Genomic DNA, 21,884 nt, shown 5'->3' with positions numbered 1-21,884 from the left:
CCTTTTTTTTGCTTTTTTTCTTATCAGCTATCGCACAGCTTTTCAGGTGCAGGAGTTGACTTCATCGACAACGGAATTGCCATTTCGGTATCGGGTACTGGAAGTAACTCAAACAACCCAAGGAAGCAGCTCAGCGGCTCCGGCTTCGAACCTGATGGAATGCGCCCGACACCTACGATTGCCTGGTAGTCCTTGCCGGGCTCCAGCTTGTAGACCTTTGCCCCCGCCTTACAAACGCTATAGGTACTGCCATAGCTGCCAACAGCTGCACCCAAGGAGGCAAGCTGGAAGGGTACATCGGCTCTTACCCGGTGCTCTGTCACCACCTTGGTGTACAGGCCCTCGGCCATGCGTACAGCGCCAATGTACTGAACCATCTCGGGCTCATAGCTTTTGGGCATGCCCAGAGTAGAAGGAGTTGCCGGGTATTGCGGATAGCTAGGATTAGGGGTTACCCCGTTATGAAAACGCCCCGCTTCGGCGAACTTGTGGCGCGGCGTGGGTGCACAGCTTCCGACAATGCTGTCACCAAATACAGACGAATTGGTGATGACCCGAATGCGCGCCGTTCCCTCTGCACTGAGCGGATCCTGGTACGGAACAGAGGAGATTCCCCCGCAACCTGACAACACTGCTGTTAAAAGCGCTAGCACAACTGCTCTTCCCACCTTCACATCCTTATGAATCTTTGTTGTTAAAAGTAAAACTATTGCACCCGTCAGGCCAATTAACAGAGTAGAAAGAAAGGGGACGAAAGAAAGAGGACAGACTTATTAAACCACTCTAATCCTAATCACCAAGACAGCTTTAAAGTAAGAAAAATAAATCTGCCCCCCTTTTTCTCCCCGCATTTATGCCGGCTGCCGGAAAGAACGATAATTCAATTAGGCCTTTGGCGCTGTCTGCGCACAACAGCGGACTGGCGCGAGCGATCCCTTCGCTGCTTGTTCAGCAGGCTGAGACGCCGTACCAGGTATCGAGCCCGCCAGCGAATCGGTTTTTCGATCGCCTCCTGCAACCTCGGTACTTCACTGGCAAAGTCCACGTCATCGGTTTCGTCATGCAGCTGGACGAAGTACTTGCGCTCGAAAGCCTTGCAATCTGCAAGCGGCAAGCCGGCCATCAGCCTGTAGAAACCCCAGAAACTCTCGTTGCCAGTCAGCGCATGATGCGAAATGAGCGCCTCAAGCGCCTGGCTCGCACGGTGTTTGTCCTTGCAGGCAATACGAATGGCGAACAGCTCGCCGTAGTTCTTGAAGGTGAAGGCGCTGCGCCCTTCGCGGCCAAAGAAGCGAGTGCCAGTGCCGCGCAGAATGGTTTCGAAAGCAGCCTTTGTGTAATAAACATCGCTGTACAGCACCAGAAGGTCACCGTCCTGCCAGAGGGATAGACCCGCCAGCAGGCTGTGCGCCTTGGTTTCGCAGTGCATTGGGCACCAGCTGGTAGCGGGAAACCCAGCAAAGGCAGCGCTGGTAGTAATCAGCCAAGCGGGTTCGATCCCCCCCTCCCCCAACAGGCGCAGCGTACGGCCCAACAGCGTCTCGCCACGCACTTCGATCAGTTGCTTGGGCGTCTCGGCCAGTTCCCAGCGTTCACGCTTATGGCCGCTCTCCGCAGCCAGAATCACTACCGTCAAATCCTGCACGGGTTGTCTCCTTGTGATGGCGAGATGGCTCATTCGACCCATCTTCCGCCAGTGATTGATCAGAATTCGTGGGCGTGCGCAATATGGCCCCTCAAGCAGGGCGGTCATGTTTCGCGGGTATTCCATTGGTCCTTCAGGACGACTTTCCAGAAAGGCTTTTGCACACCTGAGAGGCGTATTCGACGAGGCCGCAATGGTAAGGCCGAGGCTAGAGCCCCCGACATCAGGAAACGCTGAAAATACTCAGCGAAAACTCCCAGCTGCTGAATGCCGTTCCCTGAGATCGCATTTGCGAGGTTGTCCCGGGAATAGGGGACAGGGCGCCGAAAGTAAAAAGCTCCCGCCGAATCATTCCGGCGGGAGCTTTTTTCATTCACTGATTGGAGATCAGACCTTGGTGAGCTCGGATAGCGGGACCAGGGATGATACCCAGCGTCCGCCACCATGCATGCCCACACAGGATTCAGTTCGATATATCGACTGCAGGCCAACAGATAACTATCGGACTGCATGATGCTCGACTTGTAGCGGCTTTCCCACACAGTTCCGGAGCGACCTTCCAAGCGATTGCGATAGCGCGTGGTGCTGGCGGCCAAGGTCTTCATTAACTGGCTTAGTCCACCGAGTGAATCATCTGGAGCCAGCAGCAGGTGCACATGATTGGTCATCAGGCAGAATGCATAGACCTTCACCCCGAAGGCATCCTCCAACTCGCGTAGATCAGCCAGGTAGCGCTCGAAATCAGCGTCCTCGGCAAACACGACTTGTCGGTTGTGCCCGCGCTGCACAATGTGATGCGGGTAGTTTGGCAACAGAACCCGCCCCAACCTGGGCATGGCTACTCCCTCCATGAAGACCTAGAACGTATTTTCTATTTCCAAGGGATTAGAGTAGGAAAAATAAATCTGTCCCCTTTTCGATCCGCCCCACGCTGGACATGGTTTATCCCGCCATGAGGACCTGGAACTTGCTCTCCCGCCCTAAGAAATTAGAGTAGGAAATATAAATCCCCCTCATTTTCGCACCTCCCCTTTTCGCTTAGCCTTTACAAACCTCATAAATCTTAGCTCTCAGCAAATCCAATTCATTATTTTCTGCAATCAGTGGCTGCCCATCACTATAAAGAACAATATCATTCAGAGACCCCATTCCTCCAAACATGGACAACAATCTTGACGAAGCAAATTTCACGTCACAATGAAAATCCAACCTAACTTCCTCAAGAGCCACAGCCCAATCATCCTCCCCCCCCAAACGAAGCAACTCAATTAATCGCTCTAGATCACAATCAATATTATTGAATCCCTTCATTTTAACGGACTCGAATTAATCACTTTAACTCCTTCAATCAGCCAAGGCTTCTGAACTACGATTTGCTGCGTACCACCAACATAGAATCCGCCTTGAACACCGACCTCACCAATATATACTTTGGTTCCGGCCGGTATTTCTATAGCAAAGCTTGTATCAATAGAAGACTTGGCTCCACCCGACCACTCCGGCAGAACTGCCTTGTCAATCCGCGTCTGCACAATACCAAGCGGCGGTTCACTACTAAAGAACTGACCAAGAGGTTTATCAGCAGTACCTGCACGGTAAAGAACGGTATCCTTCTCAAGGCTTATGACGGAATACCGTCCGCCAGAAAAAGTTTCAGCAATATTATTTGCTAATGGTCCTGGCTTGATGGCCGAAAAGGTATCCTCAATTCGCCCGAAATCTAATGCTGGCGCTTTTTGGACGCCGAGAGCCAATTCCTTCGCCGCAGCGGCTTCCTTGGCTGCAGCTAGAGCAGCCGCCCCGCTAAGAAGGATGCCTCCCGCAGCTCCAGACTCCTGCCAGAACGTCTGCTTCCAAGGATCGTAGGCCACACGCTCATCAGCATGGTTGATGTCCTGGAAGTGCCCGACGATGGCGCGCTCGTCATCGGTCAAGGCCAGTAGGCCGAGCACACTGTCAAATGTAGTAGAACCGTCTTTGACCTCCTTGAGCTGGGCATTGCAGGCGGCTTCGCCGCCTTCCTTGCAGCCGTACAGCCCTACACCGGTCTTGGCATCACTCAGCTCTTGGTACTTGTCCTTGACTTGGCTACGGCAGGCAGAAGGGTCCACTGCGGCTCGGCACCCAGTTAGTTCCTTGGCAAGCTCCCCAACTTCCTCGTGCTTGAGGTAGTTATTGACGGTCGCCTGTTGCGCCACCCACCCCGCTTTCTCCTGAGCCTTTTCATCCCCTCCCGCCGCTGCGGCCACAGTGATGCCAATCAACTGCGAGGTCATGGCCAGCACGCGCTCATGGGCCTCGCCGGGGAAGAGGTCTTTGCCGAAGGTATCGATCAAGGCCTCGTTAGCACCGGCCGCCAGAGCGGCGGTCCTGAAATCGCCTCCCGCCGCTTCGCCGATTAGGCCGCCGACAAGGGCGTGCACGGCCACTTTAGTGGGCAGCCCCGTGCCTAGCAGGCCGTCGCCCACCTTGACGTAAATCGCTGCAGTCAGCGCATTGGCCGCCAAGTCGATGGCAGCCTGGGTCAGGTTGTCCTTGAATTTGCCGCCCTGAAGCACGGTCTTCATGGCGGAGTTGACGGCTATTTCAAGGCCAATGCCGCCATCGGCAACCCCACCGCTTACGCCTGCCACCACATAGTTCTTCAGGCTGTCGTGGCTGAGGGTGTCTTTCAGTGCCGCGCCCGGGTCGCCCTTGTTGTTGATCGCGCTGGTGGCACCGGTAGTGGCGACCGAGGTGATGACACTGGTCGCCGCGACATTGCCCCAGCCGGCGGCCACGCTGACGCCCAAGGCGTTGGTGCCTGCGGCGGCCATGGCGGTGCCTGAACCCGCTGTCGCGCCTGCCGAGGTGCCCACAGCCGCGCTAGCCGCACCCCAGGTCAGGTAGGTCACGAGGATCGCAATCGCCAACTGCGCTCCCGCTCCCAACCCGGAGTGGCTGTACTTGAACGAGTCATGGATCTCCTTCACTCGCTGCCAATCCACATCCCCCCGCTGCTCCATCTCCTTGATCCAAGCGAGGCTTGAGTCGGCCTGCACCATCGCGTCGATGGTCTGACTAACAGTCTTCTGGTCGATGTGCTTGAGATCGAGCTTAAGGCCGTCCACCGCCTTGATGGCGATTTCGCCCTGCGCGACGAGTTCGCTCTGGCGCACCGTTTCGTCGGTGGTGCCCTTGCCCTTGGCGCTGACCCAGGCCAGGTCGCCCTTGCTCTTCTCGTGGCTTTCCTGGTGCAGGTCCTTGACCGCTTCGAAGGCAATCTCGCCACCGCTGTCCAGGGTCAGGTCAGCGCCGGAGTCCAGCGTGGCCTTCTGGTAACGCTGGCCGCCTTCGCTGACCAACGTGAGGTCGCCGCCAGCAATGATGCTACTGCCGACGTTGCGCACATCGGTGACTTCATCGCGCTGGGTCTTCTTGCTGCCGAAGCTGCCCTTTTTCTTCATGTCGTACAGCGAGTAGTCGCTGTCTTCTGCGGCCAGCAGGCTGAGATCGTTGCCCGCGTAGAGGTAGGCTTCATCACCTGCCTCAAGGCGGCTCGCGGTGATGCTCAGATCGTTGCCGCTGATGACGCTCAGGTCGCCACCGGCGGTGATTTCGCTGCCCTGCTGGCGGACCTGGTCCTTCTGGATATCGAGCTTCTTGCCACCGCCCTTGTAGTGGTATTCGTAGTGGCTCTCGTTGGCTGCCGAACCGATATCTAGATCACGCCCGGCTGCCAGATCGATATCTCCCCCCGCGCCGAGACGACTGGCAATGACTGCGAGATCGCGCCCGGCCTCGATTTCGAGATCGCCATCTACCTGCAACTCGCTGGCATGCTGAGTGATGTCGATTTCAGTCCAGCGCGATTTCTTGGCGCGACCTTCGGCGGTGTCCACTTCGGTGGCGGAGGCGATGAGAAGATCTCGCCCCGCACTCAGGCTGGCATTACCACCAGCACTCAGCACACTGCCGATGTTGACGAGATCGCGACCCGCCGAGAGGCTGAGATTGTTGCCAGCTTCGATTCGGGCAGCGTTATCCATGACGCTGTCCTGGCGTGTGGTGGGGCCGACATTCCTCAACGAGCCCTGGCTACGTTCGTTGATGATGTCGCCAGTGAGGGCGATGGCACTGACATCGCGCCCAGCGATGATGCCGCCCTGGGCGTTACGGATACTGTCGGTGGCCAGCAGGTCAAGGCGGTTACCTGCTTCTATCAGACCGCTGTTGGCGATATTGCCGCCGGTGGCGCTGAGGTTGTTGCTTGCGCGCAGGGTGCCCTGGTTGCTGAGCTCGCCACCGGAAATCATTGCCACGTCCTTGCCCTGGATCAGCGCACCGCTGGGTGCCAGGCGACCATCGGCCTGGGCCAGGTAGAGCACCGGCACCAGGACCTTTTCGCCGTTCACCACGTGCACTTCCATCCAGACGATGTCGTGGGTCAGCGCTGCTACCTGGGCGGCGGACAGGCTTACGCCGACGCTGAGGCCCAGTTGCTGCTTGCTGGCGATGGCGTTGTCCATCAGGTAGCGGAACATTGCCTCGTCGCTGGTCAGGCCGTCGAGGAAGCGCTGGCCGGTACGGGCGGCAATGGCCTCACGAACCAGGCGCTGCTCATAGAGGCCATCGCCCAGGCGCTTCTGTGTATGGTCCGGGTCATAGCCGAGGTTGCCGAGCATGTAGTCGGAGCTGAGGAACTGCCTGAGGTTGGTGAGTTCCGGGTTGGTTTCGATCAGGTATTTGTGCGACTTGGATTGGCCATTGGTGGCCGGTAATCCCTGGACGTGATCGACCGTCTGGGCGGGCGGATTGCTGGCGCCGCCCGGCACGCTCGCGATGGCATCGCCTTGGGAAGGATTGCCGGTTACGCCGGTCCGCTCGGGAGCTGCAGCGCCAGTGGACGCACCATCTGTCTCTACGCGGATGGCCCCAATGCGGGTGCTGTCGATGAGCTGACGGTCGCCCAGCCCCAACTGGCCAATAGCGATGCTTGCCGGCCCCCGCTCATCGATCTGGGCCTCGCGCGCGAGGGTACCAGTCAGGTCGCGCTCACGCTGGGCGAAGTCGATGCTGCCACCTGTCATATTCCAGCTCTTCGGGCCCTGGTCGGCCTGAGTCGCATCGACGTCACTGGCGGAGATGCCGCTCAGGCGGAACAGGCCATTTGGCTCACTGGGTATGCGGAAACCAGGGAGGGTCAGGGGGTTGACCTGCTGCTGGGCCAGATCCGGTGGCAACTGGGCATTGATACGAATCGCTGTGCCGCCCGTGCCGGAAGCCACGGAGGTGTCGGAGGTCCTGTTGATGCCGCCCGCATGGGCGACATTGCTGCGACTGACGCCATTCCCCAGGCTGCTGGACGCATTGATGTACACGTTGCCGCCAGCCTGGACGATGGCGTTCGCCGCGACACCACTATTGATAGTGGTCTCGGAAGAACTGGCCAGGATGTAGCTGTAGAAGCGGTCCGGTATTCCGTGCTCAAAACTGGGATTGAAGTATGGATTGGGTTTACTGGTTACCTGATCCCCGGTACCCAAGATGATCTCGACTGGCTCCCGGACTCCAATCTTCTTCGTGTACTGATGGACGAATCTCGAGTTGTACTTGTTGTATTCCGCCAACTGACCATTGATAAATCCGTAGAACACCGAAGAAGGCTCGGTATCGTCGGTTTTGCGGAATGTGCGGGAGCGGATGATGCTCTCCGTTGCAGCGCCTTCGTTATTGAAGACATCAGTGCTGATCGTGAGGTTGCCCGCAGCCGATACCAGGCTGTGTTGGTTGTTGAAGGTGCTGGAAGAGACGTTGAGGTTGTTGCCTGCCGCAATGGCCGAAGCAGCCGAGTCCGCCGTTACCGTGCGCTCGATTTCTTCGTTGACGAAGTAATCGAAGTCGTAGTGCCTCCCCTTGCAGTCGTAGCAGTGGAAGGTAATGGAGCCGGCAACCAGTCGCTCGGATACGGAGAAAAAGTCCTTACGGTTGATGATGCTAGCCGCCGCCAGACTCATATCGCCGACGCTTTCCAGGGTTGCGGAGATGTTCTCCAACAACGAGCTGAGCGCGCCTTCGTCGTTCGCGGCAATATCCAGCGAGCCGAGGCTGTACACATCCGCATAGCGGTTGGTGAAGCTGCCCACCCGCAGCGCCATGTCGCCACCGCTGAAGATCAAGCCGTTCTCGTTGAGCAGGGTCGGCGTCGTCAGGCGCAGTTGCTCCGTGCTGCCCAGGGTGCCGTAGTTGTTCAACTGTCCGGCGTTAACCATCAGGTCGCTGGCCGAGGTCATTACGCCGCTGTTGCTGAACAGGCCGCTCACCGAAACGTTGGTGCTGCCACCGCTGGTGATGCGTCCGGCCGTGGGCAGGATCAACTGGGTGGCGCTCATGCTCAGTTCGCCGAGGCTGGTGACCCGCCCACTGCCGCTGTAGGAACCGTTGAGGTTGAGACTGAGTGCGCCATCGCTGGCGATCAGGCCATCGTTGCTCCAGTTTCCGCCGCTGCCGACGAAGGTGTTGCTGGCCAGCAATTGGCCGCTGGCGGTCTGATGGAACTGGCCGACGTTCACCGTCAGGCGGCCGGCCTGGATGATGGAGCTGTTGGTCCAACTGTCGGCGGCGAGGGTGAGGCCGCCGTTGGTGACAATGCTGCCGCCGGCATTGGCGACGTGGGGCAAGGCGATGTCGAAGGCGCCACTGCCGACGTGCAGCAAGGTACCGCCGACGTTCTGCAGGCTGCCCGCCGCCAGGCCGAACTCGAGGTTAGCGGTTTCCAGGGTGCCGTTGCGGTTGTCCAGCATGCCTTGCACGGTCAGTTGGGTGCGGCCATCTGTGCCTAAGGCGCGCAGCTGACCACTGCGGTTATCCAGGGAGGCAGCGGCCAAGGTCAGAATGCTGTCGCTTTCGATGATGCCAGCCTGGTTGTTCAACGCCCCGGCCAGGCTGAAGTCCACCGTGCCGGCGGCGATCTGCCCGGCGTTGGTCAGGTTGTTGCCGTTGACCTTGAGCATCTGCTTGGCAAAGAGCACGCCCTGGCTGTTGTCCAGGCTGGCGACGCTCAGCAGGGCGTTGCCGGAGCGGGCCGAAAGATGCCCGCCCTGGTTGGCCACCGAGGCGGCCGTAAGCTCCAGGGATTGCCCCTGGAGTACACCGCCCTTGTCAGCGTGAAGACTGTTGTTGAGCCAGCCACCCAGGCGGGCCTTTGCCCAGCCCTGCAAGCTAGCGAGGGTGCCGCCACGGTTGTCCAAGGTGTCGGCGTTGATATCCAGGTTGCCGACCTGGCTGATGGCCCGTCCGCCGAGGTTGGAGAAGGCGCCGCTGATAGTCTCCAGATCGCCATTGGCCTGCACGGTGCCCAGGCCGTTGTCGATGCTGGCAGACTGGATGCGCACACCAGCATCGCGGCTGTAGATGAGGCCGTCGTTGTTGTTCTGCACCGCGCCGGTCGCTGTCAGCAGCAGGGCGTCATTGGCCGCGACGGTGCCGCGATTGCTGTTGTCCAAACCACCGGTGAGCAGGGTCAGCAGGCCCTGGCTGACGATCTGGCCGTTCTGGTTGTCGACCTGGGTGGCCCCCTGCAACAGCAACGGGCCCACACTGGCCAGCTTGCCGTTAGCGTTGGCGAAGACGCCGAGAAGGTTGAGGGTGAGCGCGGCGTTGCCGGCGATATTGCCGGCACTATTGTTCAGAGTGGCGGCGTTCAGGGTGAGCGCCTGTTGCGCCTGCAGAGTACCGGCGGCGTTGTCCAGGCTGGTGGCCTTCAGGGTCAATTTCGCGCCGCTATCGATCTGCCCGCCCGCGCTGTTGTCCAGCAATGTGGCGACATCGAGCTGTTGGTCGCCACCGCTGGAGAGAATGCCCTTGTTGCTGTTGTCCAGGCTGGCGGCCTTGAGGGCCAGACTGCCCTGGCTGACTAATGCACCTTCGCCCCTGTTCTGCAGGGCACCGCTCAGGGTAACGGACAGATTACCGTCGCGGCTGGAGAGAGTGCCGACGTTGCGGTTGTCGAGGTTCTGGCCGCTGACGCTGAGGCCCTGCCAACCGGAGATCAGGCCGCCCTGATTGCGCAGCTGCGAGCCGCTAAGGCCAAGCTGACCGCTGCTGATGAGCCTGCCTCCACTGTTGTCGAAGTCGCGCAGGGCAAGGACGAAACTCTCGCTGCTGCTGATTTCGCCGCCCTGGTTGGCCAGATCGCGCAGGCGCTGGAGGTTGAGCGGGCCCTGGGCGAGGATCAGACCGCCCTGGTTGTCCAGGTCACCGCCGTTGACGTCGAGGGTCAGGCCGGAGTCGCCGATTAGGCGGCCCTGGCGCTGGATCATCCGGTCAAGGAGTAGGCTCAGGGCGCCCTTGGCGGAGACCTCGCCACCCTGGCTGGAATCCAGTGTCCCGCTCTGAAGGCCGAGATCGCCCTGGCTGTTGATCAGGCCGTTGTCGCGGTTATCGATGGATTGGGCACGTAGGTTGAGGGCGCTGCCGGCCAACAGGCTGCCGCCACGGTTATCCAGGCTGCCGGCATTCACGGTGAGCTGCTGGGCGGCGTTGATCAGGCCCTGCTGGTCGTTGGCCAGGGCGTCGCTGATATTTACCCGGGTATCGCTGCGGCTGGTCAGGGTGCCATCGGCGTTGGCCAGGCTGGCGGCCGCGACATCGAGACGGGCGGCGGCAATCAGGCCCTTGAGGTTGGCCAGTGCCTGGTCAACGCGCAGGGTCAGCGCCCGAGCGCCGAGCAGCTTGCCGCTGGTGTTGTCGAGGCTGCGCGCGGCCAGCATGAAGCTCTGCTGACTGGAAATTTCGCCGCCCTGATTGTCCACCTTGCGGAGGTTCTCTAGCCGCAACTGGCCGGGGGCGTTGATCAGGCCCTGGCGGTTGTCCAGGTCACCGCCCTGGAGGTCGAGACTGAGGCTGGCATTACTGAACAGTTGGCCGCCCTGTTGAGCCAGGCCGCTGGCGCTAACGGTGAGAACCTGCTGGCTTCCGATGCGGCCGCCGTGGTTGATGAGTTCACCCGTGGCCAGGTCCAGTGCATCGGCGCTGGTCAGTTGCCCCTGGCTGTTGTCGAGACGGCCGGTGGTGAGCTGGGCCTGGCCCTTGGCGGACAGTACGCCCTGAAGATTGCTCAGGCTTTCGCTGGCCAGCGTCAGCGTGCTGTCCGTCAGCAGTTGGCCGCCGTCGTTGCTCAGCGCACCACGACTGAGGATGTCCATGGCCCCCGCGCTGGAAACACTGCCACCGCTGTTTTCGAGGCTTCCGGCAGCAAGGTCGAGACGAGCTTCGCTGTTGATCAGGCCTTGCTGGTTGGTCAGCACTTCACCGAGGTCGATGGCCACCGCCTGCTGGCTGAGCAGGCGGCCGCCGCTGTTGTCCAGACTGCGACCTGTCAGGTCCACTCCGGTCTTGCCAGAAATCAGGCCTTTGGCGTGGTTGATCACATGCTCGACGGCAACGCCCAGGCGGGTCCCGGCCAGCAGCCGGCCTTCATCGCTGTTATCGAGCTGCTCGCCGAAGATCTGGAACGCCTCCTGGCTGGATATCTCGCCACCACGGTTGTCGATTTCATCGATGGTGAGGGACAGGCCCTGCATGGCACCGACCAGGCCGTTGTCGCTGTTGTCGAGGCGCTGCCCCTTCAGGGACAAAGCACCCTGAGCGATCAGCAACCCGCCGCGCTGGTCGAGGGTCCCGATGCTCGCCTGAACATCCGCCTTGCCGGCGATTTCGCCAACACGGTTGTCCAGTGTGCTGGCAGTCAGGTCGAGCTGGCCGCTGGCCGACACGGCTCCATGCTGGTTGTCGAAGTGGCCGGTCACCACGAGCGTGGACAGGTCACGGCTGCTGAGCAGCCCTTCGCGGTTGTCCAGGCTGCCCGCACGCAGATCCAGCCCCTTGGCGGAGACCGTTCCTTTGACGTTATCCAGGGTCTGGGCGATGCGCAGCACCAGCGCCTGGTTGCTGAGCAGCTTGCCGCCGGCGTTATCCAATTGGCCTGCAGCCAGGGTGAAGCCCTGTTGGCTGGAGATTTCACCGCCTTGGTTGATGACCTGCCCCAGGTTCTGCAGCAGGAGCCGGCCGGAGCTGTTGATCAGGCCGCCGCCGCTGTTGTTCAACAGCCCCTGTTGCAGGTCGAGACTGAGGTCGGCCTTGCTGAACAGCTCGCCGCCGTCATGCTGGTCCAGACCGGTGACCTTGGCGGTCAGGCTCTGGCCACCAGCAATGCGGCCATTGGCGCTGTTGTCAACCTGGCCGGCGTCCAGGTCCAGGGCGCCGGCGGTGGTAAGCTTGCCGCCCTGGCGGTTGTTCAGCGCCCCGGTATCTACATGTGCGTTGCCCTTGGCGCTGAGGACTCCCGCCTCGCTGTTGTCGAGGCTGGCGCTGGCCACAGCGAGGTTGCCGTCGCTGACGATGGAACCGCGCTTGTTGTCCAGTTGGCCAGCGCTGACCAGCCCGAGGTCAGCTGCGCTTGAGAGCGCGCCTCCCTGGTTGTCGATCCGGCTGGCCTGGAGCGCCAGAGCGCCCTCGCTGCTGATCAGGCCCTGGCGATTGATCAGCTCGCCCTCTACCCCACCCGACTGGGGCGTTAGCGCGATGGCCAGCGACGTGCCGCTGGCCAAGATCCCGCCGCTGTTGTCCAGGCCGTGGGCGTCGAGGGTGATAGCGTGACGGCCGAAGATCAGGCCCTTGGCCTGGTTGACCAGGCGATCCACGACGAGGGCCAGCTGGTTGCCAGCCAACAGCTTGCCGCCGCTGTTTTCGAGGCGCTGTCCAGCCAGGCTGACGTCAGCCTGGCTGGACAGCTCGCCACCACGGTTGTCGATATCACCAACCTCGAGTGTCAGCGCTTTTGTGCTGCCCACGAGGCCGCCCTGGCGGTTGTCCAGGCTGCGAGCCTGAAGGTGAAGCGATCCCTGGGCGACCAGTTCACCCGCCTGCTGCGCCAGGGTCCCGAGCGTCGCGCTCAGGTCGCCCTGGCTGGCGATACGGCCCTGGGCGTTCTGTACCTCCTCGACCTCAATAGACAGAGGGCCGGCGGCAGTGATGCGGCCACTCTGATTGTCCAGACGTTGGCCCTGATAGGTAAGGTCGGCCTTGCTGCTGATCGTTCCTTGCTGGCGGTTGTCCAGCTGGTTCGCCCGGAGTACCAGCGGATCATTGGCCGCGAGCCTGCCACTACCATTGTCCAGTTGGTTTGCGTCAATCGCGACCGGGCCCTGGCCACTGACCTGACCAGCTCGGTTATCCAGACGATCAGCCTGGATCGCCAACGGGCCCTTGGCGAGCAGATTGCCTTGCTCCTGGTTGTCGAGCTGGCCACTGACACGAGCGTTCAGTGCTCCATCCGCCACAAGGGTGCCCCGGCGGTTGTCGACGCTTGCGGCCTGCAGTTCGAGGTCGCGCCCAGCGCCGAGCGTGCCTCCCTGGTTATCCAAGACCCCGCTCAGGGACACCACCAGGCCGTTGTCGCCCAACAGGTCGCCGCCCTGGTTATCCAGACTGGCGGCTTCCAGACGGGTGACACCACCGCTGGAGATTTCACCACTACGGTTGCCGACTTGGCTGCCGACCCTCAATAGCAGGTCGCCGGTACCGGTCAGCAGACCGTCGCCGTTGTCCAGGGAGGCGCTGCGAACATCGAGCGCAGCGGCGGAAATCAGGCCGCTGAGATTCTTAAGTGTCTGGTCGATGCGCAGGATCAGGGACTGGGCGCTCAGTAGCTTGCCGCTGCTGTTGTCGAGGCTGCGCGCAGCTAGCGTGAAGGCTTGCTGGCTAGAGATTTCGCCGCCCTGGTTGCTGACATCACCCAGGTTCTTCAGCAACAACTGGCCCGGCGCGTTGAGCAGGCCGCCGCTGTTGCTCAAGGTGCCGCCATTGAGGTCTAGGTCGAGTTCGGAGTTGCTGTACAGCTTGCCTCCACCCTGCTGGTCCAGTCCCGCGACGCTGGCCGTCAGCTTGCCATTGCTGGCGATCCGGCCTGCATCGCCGTTATCCACAAGACCGGCTTGCAGATCGAGGGTCGAGCCACTGGTGAACTGACCGCCGCGATTGTCCAGGGAGCCCGCCTGAACCCTGGCGGCGCCATTGGCGCCAATCCGGCCCTGGCCATGGTTGTCGAGTTTGCCCGCCACCTGCACATCGAGGCCGCCCTGGCTGCTGACATCGCCTTGCTGGCTGTTATCGAGGCTGGTGGCCTTGACCTGCAGTTGCTGGTTGGCGCCAAGGCTGCCGCCCTGGTTGTTCACCGCTCCACTGACTTCCAATTGCAGCGTCTGTTCGCCGATGACTTTGCCGCTGCGGTTGTCGATGCTGCCGGCCTGCAGCTTGACGCTGGTCTGGCTGGACAGCTCACCACCCCGGTTGTCCAGGTGGCCCACCTGAACCTGCGCCTGGCTGGCGCCATTCACCAGCCCGCCCTGGTTGTCCAGTTCGACAGCGCTGAGCGCCAGGTCGCCCTCGGTCAACATCCGGCCCCGGCGGTTGTCCAGCTTGTCGGCAGAGACGCGGGCATTGCCCTGGGCGCTGAGGGTACCGCCCTGGTTGCCCAGCACCTGGCTGACGTTGGCTTCGAGGTTGCGACTGGCCACCAGGCTGCCGCTGTTGCGCAAGTCATTTGCCGAGGCATACAGGTCGCCGGTGGCATTGCGGCTGGTGTCCGGGTTGACTCCGGCCTCGATAACGCCCCGGTTGCTAAGCTGGCCGCCAGTGGAAAGGCGGACATCGTTGCGAGCAGCGAGGCTCTGGTGGTTACCCAGGTCACCTTGAGTGACCAGGGTCGCGGTGCCGCCGGCGTAGGTCTTACCGATGAGTTCGGCACTTTGCGCATTCACTCGCAGATCGCCGCTGGCCGCTGCCTGGGCCAGGATCAACTTGCCGTTGGCGTCGATCTGGATATCACCGCCACTGGCGGCCATGTCGCCCGCCAGCTTCACGCCAACGCCCGCCTCGGTACCCACCAGACGAATAGCGCCGGCGTACATCCCGCCCAAGGCGGAGCTGTCGATGGCCAGTTCCGGCTTGGCGCTGCCGTCGTCGGCACGCGCGGTGGCGGCCAGACTGTCGGCCTGCACGTCGTTACGGCCGGCCACGATGCTCAGTTTTTGCGCGTGGAGTTCGGCGTTGAGTTTGGCGCTGCGGGTGATGAGTTCGAACTCGCCGATATTGCTGGCGTTGAGGCCAGCGCCTTCGATGGCAATGTCACCACCGTCCACCTCGAAGCGATCGAGCCGTCCTGATTCGATCACGGGATTACCGGTGCTCAGAGTGGCGCGCGGGGTGTTAATGAAACCGCAGCCGTTACAGGTGATGCCGTGGGGGTTAGCGACTATGACCCGTGCCGACTGGCCAGCGATTTCGGTATAGCCGGCTAGGCGGCTTCGGTTGCCACCGGTGACTTCGTTGAGAATGGTGCTGGCGGCGCGGCCTTGGAGATTGGGGTTGCCGATGATCAGGCCGCCCAGTTGGGTCGCCTGGGTCTTGTTGGTGGCATTGTTGAGAATCAGGCCCTGCTGGCCGACGTTGTACTCGCGGAATTTGTTGTGGGACAGCCCGCTGCCGTTGGGGGTAGCAATGTTGATCACCGGCACGCCATTGCCGGCCTGGCCCAGTTGCGTGTTGCCTCCGGCGGAGGCGTCCACCGCCAATTCGGCAGCGGCAACGACGATCGGGTTGAGAAAGAGGATGCCGGCCAGGGCCAGGGCGATGCATTGGTTGAGGGGGCTGCGAACGTCCATGTATTTCCTCTCAGGCGGCCGCTACATGACCGCGAAACGCTAAATCAACGCCCGCTCGGAAAGGTCCGGGAGCGGGGCGAAATGTCTGGTAAGTCGACCCGCTAGAAGAAGGCGTCGACGCGGAAGTAGATCGGGCTCTCGCGGTGTTCGATCAGGTCGGGGCGCTCCAACGAACGGGCGAACGTCACCGAAGCGGCGAGGTACTGCCCGCGCAAGTTCAGCTCGATGGCGTCGCCACTCATGCGCCCATGCGCCTGTGGGTTGTGCCGATTGCCATGGATCACGCCCAAGTCATAGGCCAGTGCCGCGCCGTACTCCTGGAACCACGGCTGCAGCGGCTCCCAGCTGATCGCTCGACGCCAACGCAACTGATTGCGCCAATAGCCGCCGCTGTCCCCGGACAGGGACTGGTCTTTGAACCCGCGTACCGAGCTGAGGCCGCCGAGGCTGATGCGCTGCGGGCCGAACAGCACGTCTTCGCTGCGCTGCCCGTATACGAGGCTGTCGAAGCTGAAGTTCTCGTCCCAGAACTGGAAGGGCTGCAGGTAGCTGAGGGTGAGGCTGTACTTGGTGTAACGAGCCACCGGCTCGCTGCCATGGGGATCGCCCGATCCCTGAGCGTCCAGCGCGCCGCTGCCGCGCTGCAGGCCGGCATCCAGGTTGACGAAGGCGGTACCTATGCGGCGGCCATGGTTGAAGCCCAGCTGGCCTTCGGTGAGGCGGGTGCTGGAAACGTCCACCAGGGCGTTGTCGATGTAGTTGCGGGTGCGCAGATGGCTGAGGCCAAGGTTGAAAGCCGTCTTGCTCACGTTGTCGCGGTGCAGGACGCGCTCGGCGCGCAACTGATGGGTCTTGCTGTCGCCATCCAGGGCAAAGGCGAATCCGGAGCTGTCGTTGCGGGTGCGGTAGTAGCTCTGGCTGTAGTTGTAGCTGAAGGTCCACCAGCCCCAGGGCAGGCTGTAGTAGAGGCTCTGGTTGTCGGAGTGCCGCCACTGGTCGCTGACCGCATCGCTGTTGGCACGCAGGCTGAGCTGGTCGGCCAGGCCCAGCGGGCTATCCCAGTCCAGCCCGAGCCCCATCTGCTGCTCGCCAGTGCTGATGTCGCCATCGTTGTTGCGCGTGGCCGAGGCTCGCCAGGCCTTGCTGCGAGTGCCCTTGAGGTGCATACGGCTGCCACCGACCTGTTCGCCGGGTACCAGTTCCAGCTGCGCCTGGCGGGATGGCAGGCGGTTCAGATGGTCGACCAGTTGCTCCAGTTCACGAAGATTGAGCACCTCACTGGTGCGGCCGGGGAAAGCCATGGCCAGCTCGCGGTCGCTGGCGAGTTCGGAGCTGTCGAGGCCTTCCAGCTTGCCCTCGATGACGATGATCGTGAGCCTGCCAGTGGAGAGATCCTGCTGCGGCAGATAGGCGCGGGTGGTGACGTAGCCCCGATCCAGGTAGTGGCCGGTGATGAGCTTGAGCAGTTCGTTGAGCTGGGGGACACCGAGGCAGTGGCCGATGAAGGGGGCCAGCAGTTCATCTCGCCTGCCTTGCGTCAGAAGCATTGCGCCCTGGATATCGATCTGGCGGATCTCGAAGCAGTGCCCCTCCTCCACTACCTGCTCCGGAGCGCTTTCGAAGGACCTACCGGGTAGTTGCTGGAGTTCTTCCAGGCGCTTCTGCTGTTCCTGCAGCAGGCGCTCCTGCCGCTCACGGATCAGGTCGCGGTCGCCGGGCGAGACTTCCGCCAGTACAGCCAACGGCGTGCAAGTCACCAGCAGCAAAACGGGGGCGGTGAATCGAGAAAAGAGCAACGGGCAGTCCTTCGCAATCGATTGGGTTCAAACCGATGCGAATGGAAACAGTCATCCGTATGAGGGTATGCAGGATGGCAACTTAGCGTGCAGTGGAAATTTCGCTATTGCCTGTGTGAAGGAAAATTCGTCCAGGACTGATGTGCCGCTTGGCTAGCTGGGCGACAAAGAAAAAGCCCCCGCCGAATCACTCCGGCGGGGGCTTTTCATTCACTGACCGAAGGTCAGAGCTTGCTGCGCTCGTAGCGCTTACGGTCGTTCTCGTTCAGCATTTTCTTGCGCAGGTGGGAAAAGGAGGCAGGCTTGAACACTTACTTCGCTCTAACTGATTGATTAGAAAAACAAAGACTGCTCTTGGCCTACGGTGATAGTTGAGGATACACACCGACCAGCACCTGCTCAGGTCCTCCCGCTCATCAGGCCCGACCGCTTGCGCGGCCCCAGCAGTGGCAGCAGCAGCATGGCGGAAAGCAAGGTGGTGACGGACAGCGCCAGGAAGAAGCCGTCCCAGCCCCAGGTATCGGTCACCTTGGCCAGCGGGTAGCCGGACAGCGCTGCGCCCAGATAGCCGAACACGCCGACGAAACCGGTGGCGGCGCCGGCGGATTCCTTGTGCGCAGCTTCCGCCGCCGCCATGCCGATCAGCATCTGCGGCCCGAAAATAAAGAAGCCGAGAAGGAAGAAGCTGCCGGCGATCAGCAGGTAGTGATCAATGCGTAGCGCCCAGAGCAGCGCCACCGAAAGCAGGATGCCCAGGGTGAAGAGGATGTTCATCGGCACCCGGTCGCCCCTGAAGAAGCGGTCCGAGCCCCAGCCGGCGACGAGGGTGCCGAGGAAGCCGCCCACCTCCAGGCAGAAGATCGCCGAGTTCGCGGTGAGCAGGTCGTACCCGTGCTGCTCCTGCAGGTACTTGTTGCCCCAGTCGTTGATGCCGATGCGGACCACATAGACGAACAGGTAGGACGCCGCCAGCAGCCAGATGAAACGGTTGCCAAACACATAGCGCTGCAGGATCGGCCACATCGGAAGCCTGGCGCTGCTCTGTTCCTGCTCCAGTTCCAGTTCATCCCGCCGCCAGGTACCGACCGTCGGCAGCCCCATCGAGGCTGGTCGGTCGCGCAGGCGGCAGCACAGGAAGAGGCCGACGGCGATGCCGATCATGCCCGGCACGATCATCCCGTAGCGCCAACCGACGCTCATCGCCAATGTCGCGGCCAGAAGCGGTATCAGTGCGCCGCCAACGTTGTGCGAGGTGTTGCAGACCGCCCACCAGAAGCCACGCTCGTTGCGTGAATACCAAACGGTCATCAGCTTGGCGCACGGCGGCCAGCCCCAGCCCTGGAAGAAGGCGTTCAGCGTCCACAGCGCGGTGAAGGCCAGCAAGCTGCTGCTGAAGCCGAAGAGGATGTTGATGACGCCGGTGATGATCAGGCCCAGGCCCATGAAGTAACGCGGGTTGGCGAGGTCGCTCAGCATCCCGGAGATGAAGCGCGATGCGCCGTAGACGATGTAGAACATCGACAGGATGGCCCCTCCGGCGGCCCGCTCCCAGCCGAGGTCGTCCAGCATCGCGGGCATGATGGAGTTGAAGCTGCGGCGGGTGAAGTAGAACACGGCGTAACCGGCATAAAGGCCCAGCATGATGTGGATACGCCAATGGCGATAGGCGGCGTCGATCTCCTCCCGACTCTTCTCCACCGGGGCTTCCGGCATGGCGCGGAGCCAGCCCAACCATCTGTTCAAGGACATGTGTGCTCTCCCATGTCGGCGCCGTTGCGGCCCTCTTGTTATTGGCAGCGACCAGCTCTGGCCGCGCTGCGCGTACCCCGCTTCAGGCCAGTTGCTGAATCAGCTCCAGCGCCTCGCGATGACGGGCCGGGTCACCCGCCGCCAGCACCCGGCTGTCGCTGTCCAGCGTGATCGGCCGCCCCTCCCAATCGCTGATCATGCCGCCGGCACCCTCGACGATTGGGCGCATAGCGGCGTAGTCGTACAGCTTGAGGCCGGCGTCCAGCGCTAGGTCCGTGCGCCCGGAGGCCAGCAGGCCATAGCTGCGACAGGCGCCGCCGTAGACACGCCAGCCGCTGCGCTGGCGGAAGCCCTGCAATACCGGCTGCTCGTCCGGCTGGAAGAAGTCGGGGCTGCTGACCGAGACGAATGCCTGGGCCAGGTCGGCGCAGGCGCGGGTGCGGCACTGGTGCCGACCGTCGCGGTTGAACAGTTGCGTGGGCCGCCCCTGGCAGCCGATCCAACACTCGTCGGTGGCCGGCTGGTCGATCACGCCCAGCACCGGTACGCCCTGGTGCAGGAGCGCGATCAGCGTGCCGTAGACCGGCATGCCGGCCATGAAGGAGGCGGTGCCATCAATGGGGTCCAGCACCCACAGCCACTCCGCGTCCCGGGCTCGGGCGCCGAACTCCTCGCCCAGCACGCCATGGTCCGGGTAGCGCTGCAGGATGCGCTCGACGAGCCGTCGCTCGATATCAAGGTCCAACTGCGTGACCAAGGTACGGTCCAGCTTGAACCGCGAGCGCCAGTCGCTGCGGGACGCCAGTAGCTTCCTGCTCTCCGCTACCAGGCCCTTTGCGAATTCCAGCCACTCGTCCAAATGCTGTCCGGTCTGCAACGCCATCGCCACTCTCCTTTCATCACCCCTGCGGAACGGGCGTCCATGAGAGCAACTCGACGGAGGCTGGCCTAGAGGGCCCAGTCTGATAGGGCCAGGGGAAAGGTCCCGAGCGGAAGACGAAGCGAGGAGCGGCCGTATAGGCAGACGGACCGGAGGGATAGTGCCCAAAAAGAAAACCCCCGCCGAATCACTCCGGCGGGGGCTTTTTCATTCACTGATCGGAGATCAGACCTTGGTACGCTCGTAGCGCTTGCGGTCGTTCTCGTTCAGCATTTTCTTGCGCAGACGGATGGACTTCGGCGTCACTTCCACCAGTTCGTCATCCGCGATGAATTCCAGCGCCTGCTCCAGGGTGAAGCGGATTGGCGGAACCAGGGCGATGACTTCGTCCTTGCCGGAAGCGCGCATGTTGTCGAGCTTCTTGCCCTTGGTGGGGTTGATCACCAGGTCGTTGTCACGGCTGTTGATGCCGGCCAGCTGGCCTTCGTAGATTTCGTCGCCTGGGCCGAGGAACAGCTTGCCGCGGCTTTGCAGGGTTTCCAGCGAGTAGGTCAGGGCGGTGCCGGTGGCCATGGAGACCAGTACGCCGTTCTGACGGTTGCTGACTTCACCGGCCTTGATCGCGCCGTAGTGGCTGAAGGTCGAGGTCAGGATGCCGGTACCCGAGGTCAGGGTCAGGAAGTTGTTACGGAAGCCGATCAGGCCGCGCGCCGGGATGGTGTATTCCAGGCGCACGCGGCCCTTGCCGTCGGGGATCATGTTGGTCAGATCGCCCTTGCGCAGGCCCATCTGCTCCATCACGGAGCCCTGGTGCTGCTCTTCGATGTCGATGGTGACGTTCTCGTACGGCTCCTGCTTCTCGCCGTCCTTCTCGATGATCACCACTTCCGGACGGCCAACGGCCATCTCGAAGCCTTCGCGGCGCATGGTTTCGATCAGTACGGACAGGTGCAGCTCACCACGGCCGGAGACCTTGAACTTCTCGGCAGATTCGCCCGCTTCAACGCGCAGGGCCACGTTGTGCAGCAGTTCCTTCTCCAGACGGTCCTTGATGTTGCGGCTGGTGACGAACTTGCCTTCCTTGCCGGCGAACGGCGAGTCGTTGACCTGGAAGGTCATGCTCACGGTCGGCTGGTCAACGGTCAGCGGCGGACGCGCTTCGACGTTCTGCGGGTCGCACAGGGTGTCGGAGATGAACAGCTCTTCCATGCCGCTCACGCAGACGATGTCGCCGGCTTCAGCATCGGCAACTTCTACGCGCTGCAGGCCGGAGTGGCCCATGATCTTGAGGATACGGCCGTTGCGGCGGGTACCGTCGTCGCTGACAGCAACTACCTGGGTGTTGGCCTTGACACGGCCACGGGCGATACGGCCGATTCCGATTACGCCGAGGAAGCTGTTGTAGTCCAGCTGGGAGATCTGCATCTGGAACGGACCGTCGACGTCTACGTCCGGTACCGGCACGTGGTCGATGATGGCCTGGAACAGGGCATCCATGTTGTCGTCCATCTTCTCGTGGTCGAGACCAGCGATGCCGTTCAGGGCGCTGGCGTAGACGATCGGGAAGTCCAGCTGCTCGTCGGTGGCACCGAGGTTGTCGAACAGGTCGAAGATCTGGTCGATGACCCAGTCAGGGCGCGCGCCCGGACGGTCGATCTTGTTGACGACGACGATCGGACGCAGACCGGCCTTGAAAGCCTTCTGGGTCACGAAGCGGGTCTGCGGCATGGGGCCGTCCTGGGCGTCCACCACCAGCAGTACGGAGTCCACCATGGACATCACGCGCTCTACCTCACCGCCGAAGTCGGCGTGGCCGGGGGTGTCCACGATGTTGATGTTGAAGCCGTTCCATTTGATGGCGGTGTTCTTCGCCAGAATGGTAATGCCGCGCTCTTTTTCCTGGTCGTTGGAGTCCATTACGCGCTCGCTTTCCGCTTCTTTGCGGTCGAGGGTGCCGGACAGTTTCAGGAGCTTGTCTACCAGGGTGGTCTTGCCATGGTCGACGTGGGCGATGATGGCGATATTGCGGAGTTTTTCGATCACGTTTGTATCTCGATCAGAGGATTCGGTTTGCCGCGAAGTCTAGGCGGCGCATATGAATGAACTGCGAC

At 61.8% G+C, this 21,884-nt stretch carries 8 protein-coding genes and 1 pseudogene; all 9 read right to left on the bottom strand.

The window, feature by feature from the left end:
- Positions 1-23: 23 nt before the first annotated feature.
- Entirely contained in the window at positions 24-668 is a 645-nt protein-coding gene (locus E8F06_RS19650) for a hypothetical protein (protein ID WP_280370217.1), read from the bottom strand.
- A gap of 212 nt (positions 669-880) precedes the next feature.
- On the bottom strand, positions 881-1,678 hold the full coding sequence (locus tag E8F06_RS19645; protein ID WP_280370216.1) for an NTP transferase domain-containing protein: 798 nt from the start codon (positions 1,676-1,678) through the stop codon (positions 881-883).
- Between the two features lie 374 nt (positions 1,679-2,052).
- Positions 2,053-2,481, bottom strand: a pseudogene (locus tag E8F06_RS19640) (transposase); the annotation flags it as partial.
- A 202-nt stretch (positions 2,482-2,683) separates the two neighbouring features.
- Positions 2,684-2,956, bottom strand: coding sequence for a hypothetical protein (locus tag E8F06_RS19635; protein WP_280370214.1), 273 nt, complete (start codon positions 2,954-2,956; stop codon positions 2,684-2,686).
- Positions 2,953-15,348, bottom strand: a complete 12,396-nt coding sequence (locus E8F06_RS19630; protein WP_280370212.1) for a filamentous hemagglutinin N-terminal domain-containing protein — start codon at positions 15,346-15,348, stop codon at positions 2,953-2,955. The genes E8F06_RS19635 and E8F06_RS19630 overlap by 4 nt, the downstream gene beginning before the upstream one ends.
- A gap of 101 nt (positions 15,349-15,449) precedes the next feature.
- Entirely contained in the window at positions 15,450-17,114 is a 1,665-nt protein-coding gene (locus tag E8F06_RS19625; protein ID WP_280370638.1) for a ShlB/FhaC/HecB family hemolysin secretion/activation protein, read from the bottom strand.
- Between the two features lie 429 nt (positions 17,115-17,543).
- A complete protein-coding gene (uhpC, locus tag E8F06_RS19620) occupies positions 17,544-18,893 on the bottom strand; it encodes an MFS transporter family glucose-6-phosphate receptor UhpC (protein ID WP_280370210.1) in 1,350 nt (449 codons plus the stop codon).
- 82 nt (positions 18,894-18,975) lie between these two features.
- Positions 18,976-19,776: an inositol monophosphatase family protein gene (locus tag E8F06_RS19615; protein ID WP_280370208.1), complete on the bottom strand. Its 801-nt coding sequence runs from the start codon at positions 19,774-19,776 to the stop codon at positions 18,976-18,978.
- 222 nt (positions 19,777-19,998) lie between these two features.
- The gene (gene typA, locus E8F06_RS19610) at positions 19,999-21,816 is read right to left on the bottom strand and encodes a translational GTPase TypA (RefSeq protein ID WP_280370206.1); all 1,818 of its coding nucleotides are present in this window, start codon (positions 21,814-21,816) and stop codon (positions 19,999-20,001) included.
- Positions 21,817-21,884: the final 68 nt, after the last annotated feature.

Source organism: Pseudomonas sp. BN411, assembly GCF_029871235.1.
Lineage (GTDB): Bacteria > Pseudomonadota > Gammaproteobacteria > Pseudomonadales > Pseudomonadaceae > Metapseudomonas.
The sequence above is the reverse complement of the archived record's forward strand: the minus strand, read 5'-3'. Positions and strand labels throughout refer to the sequence as shown.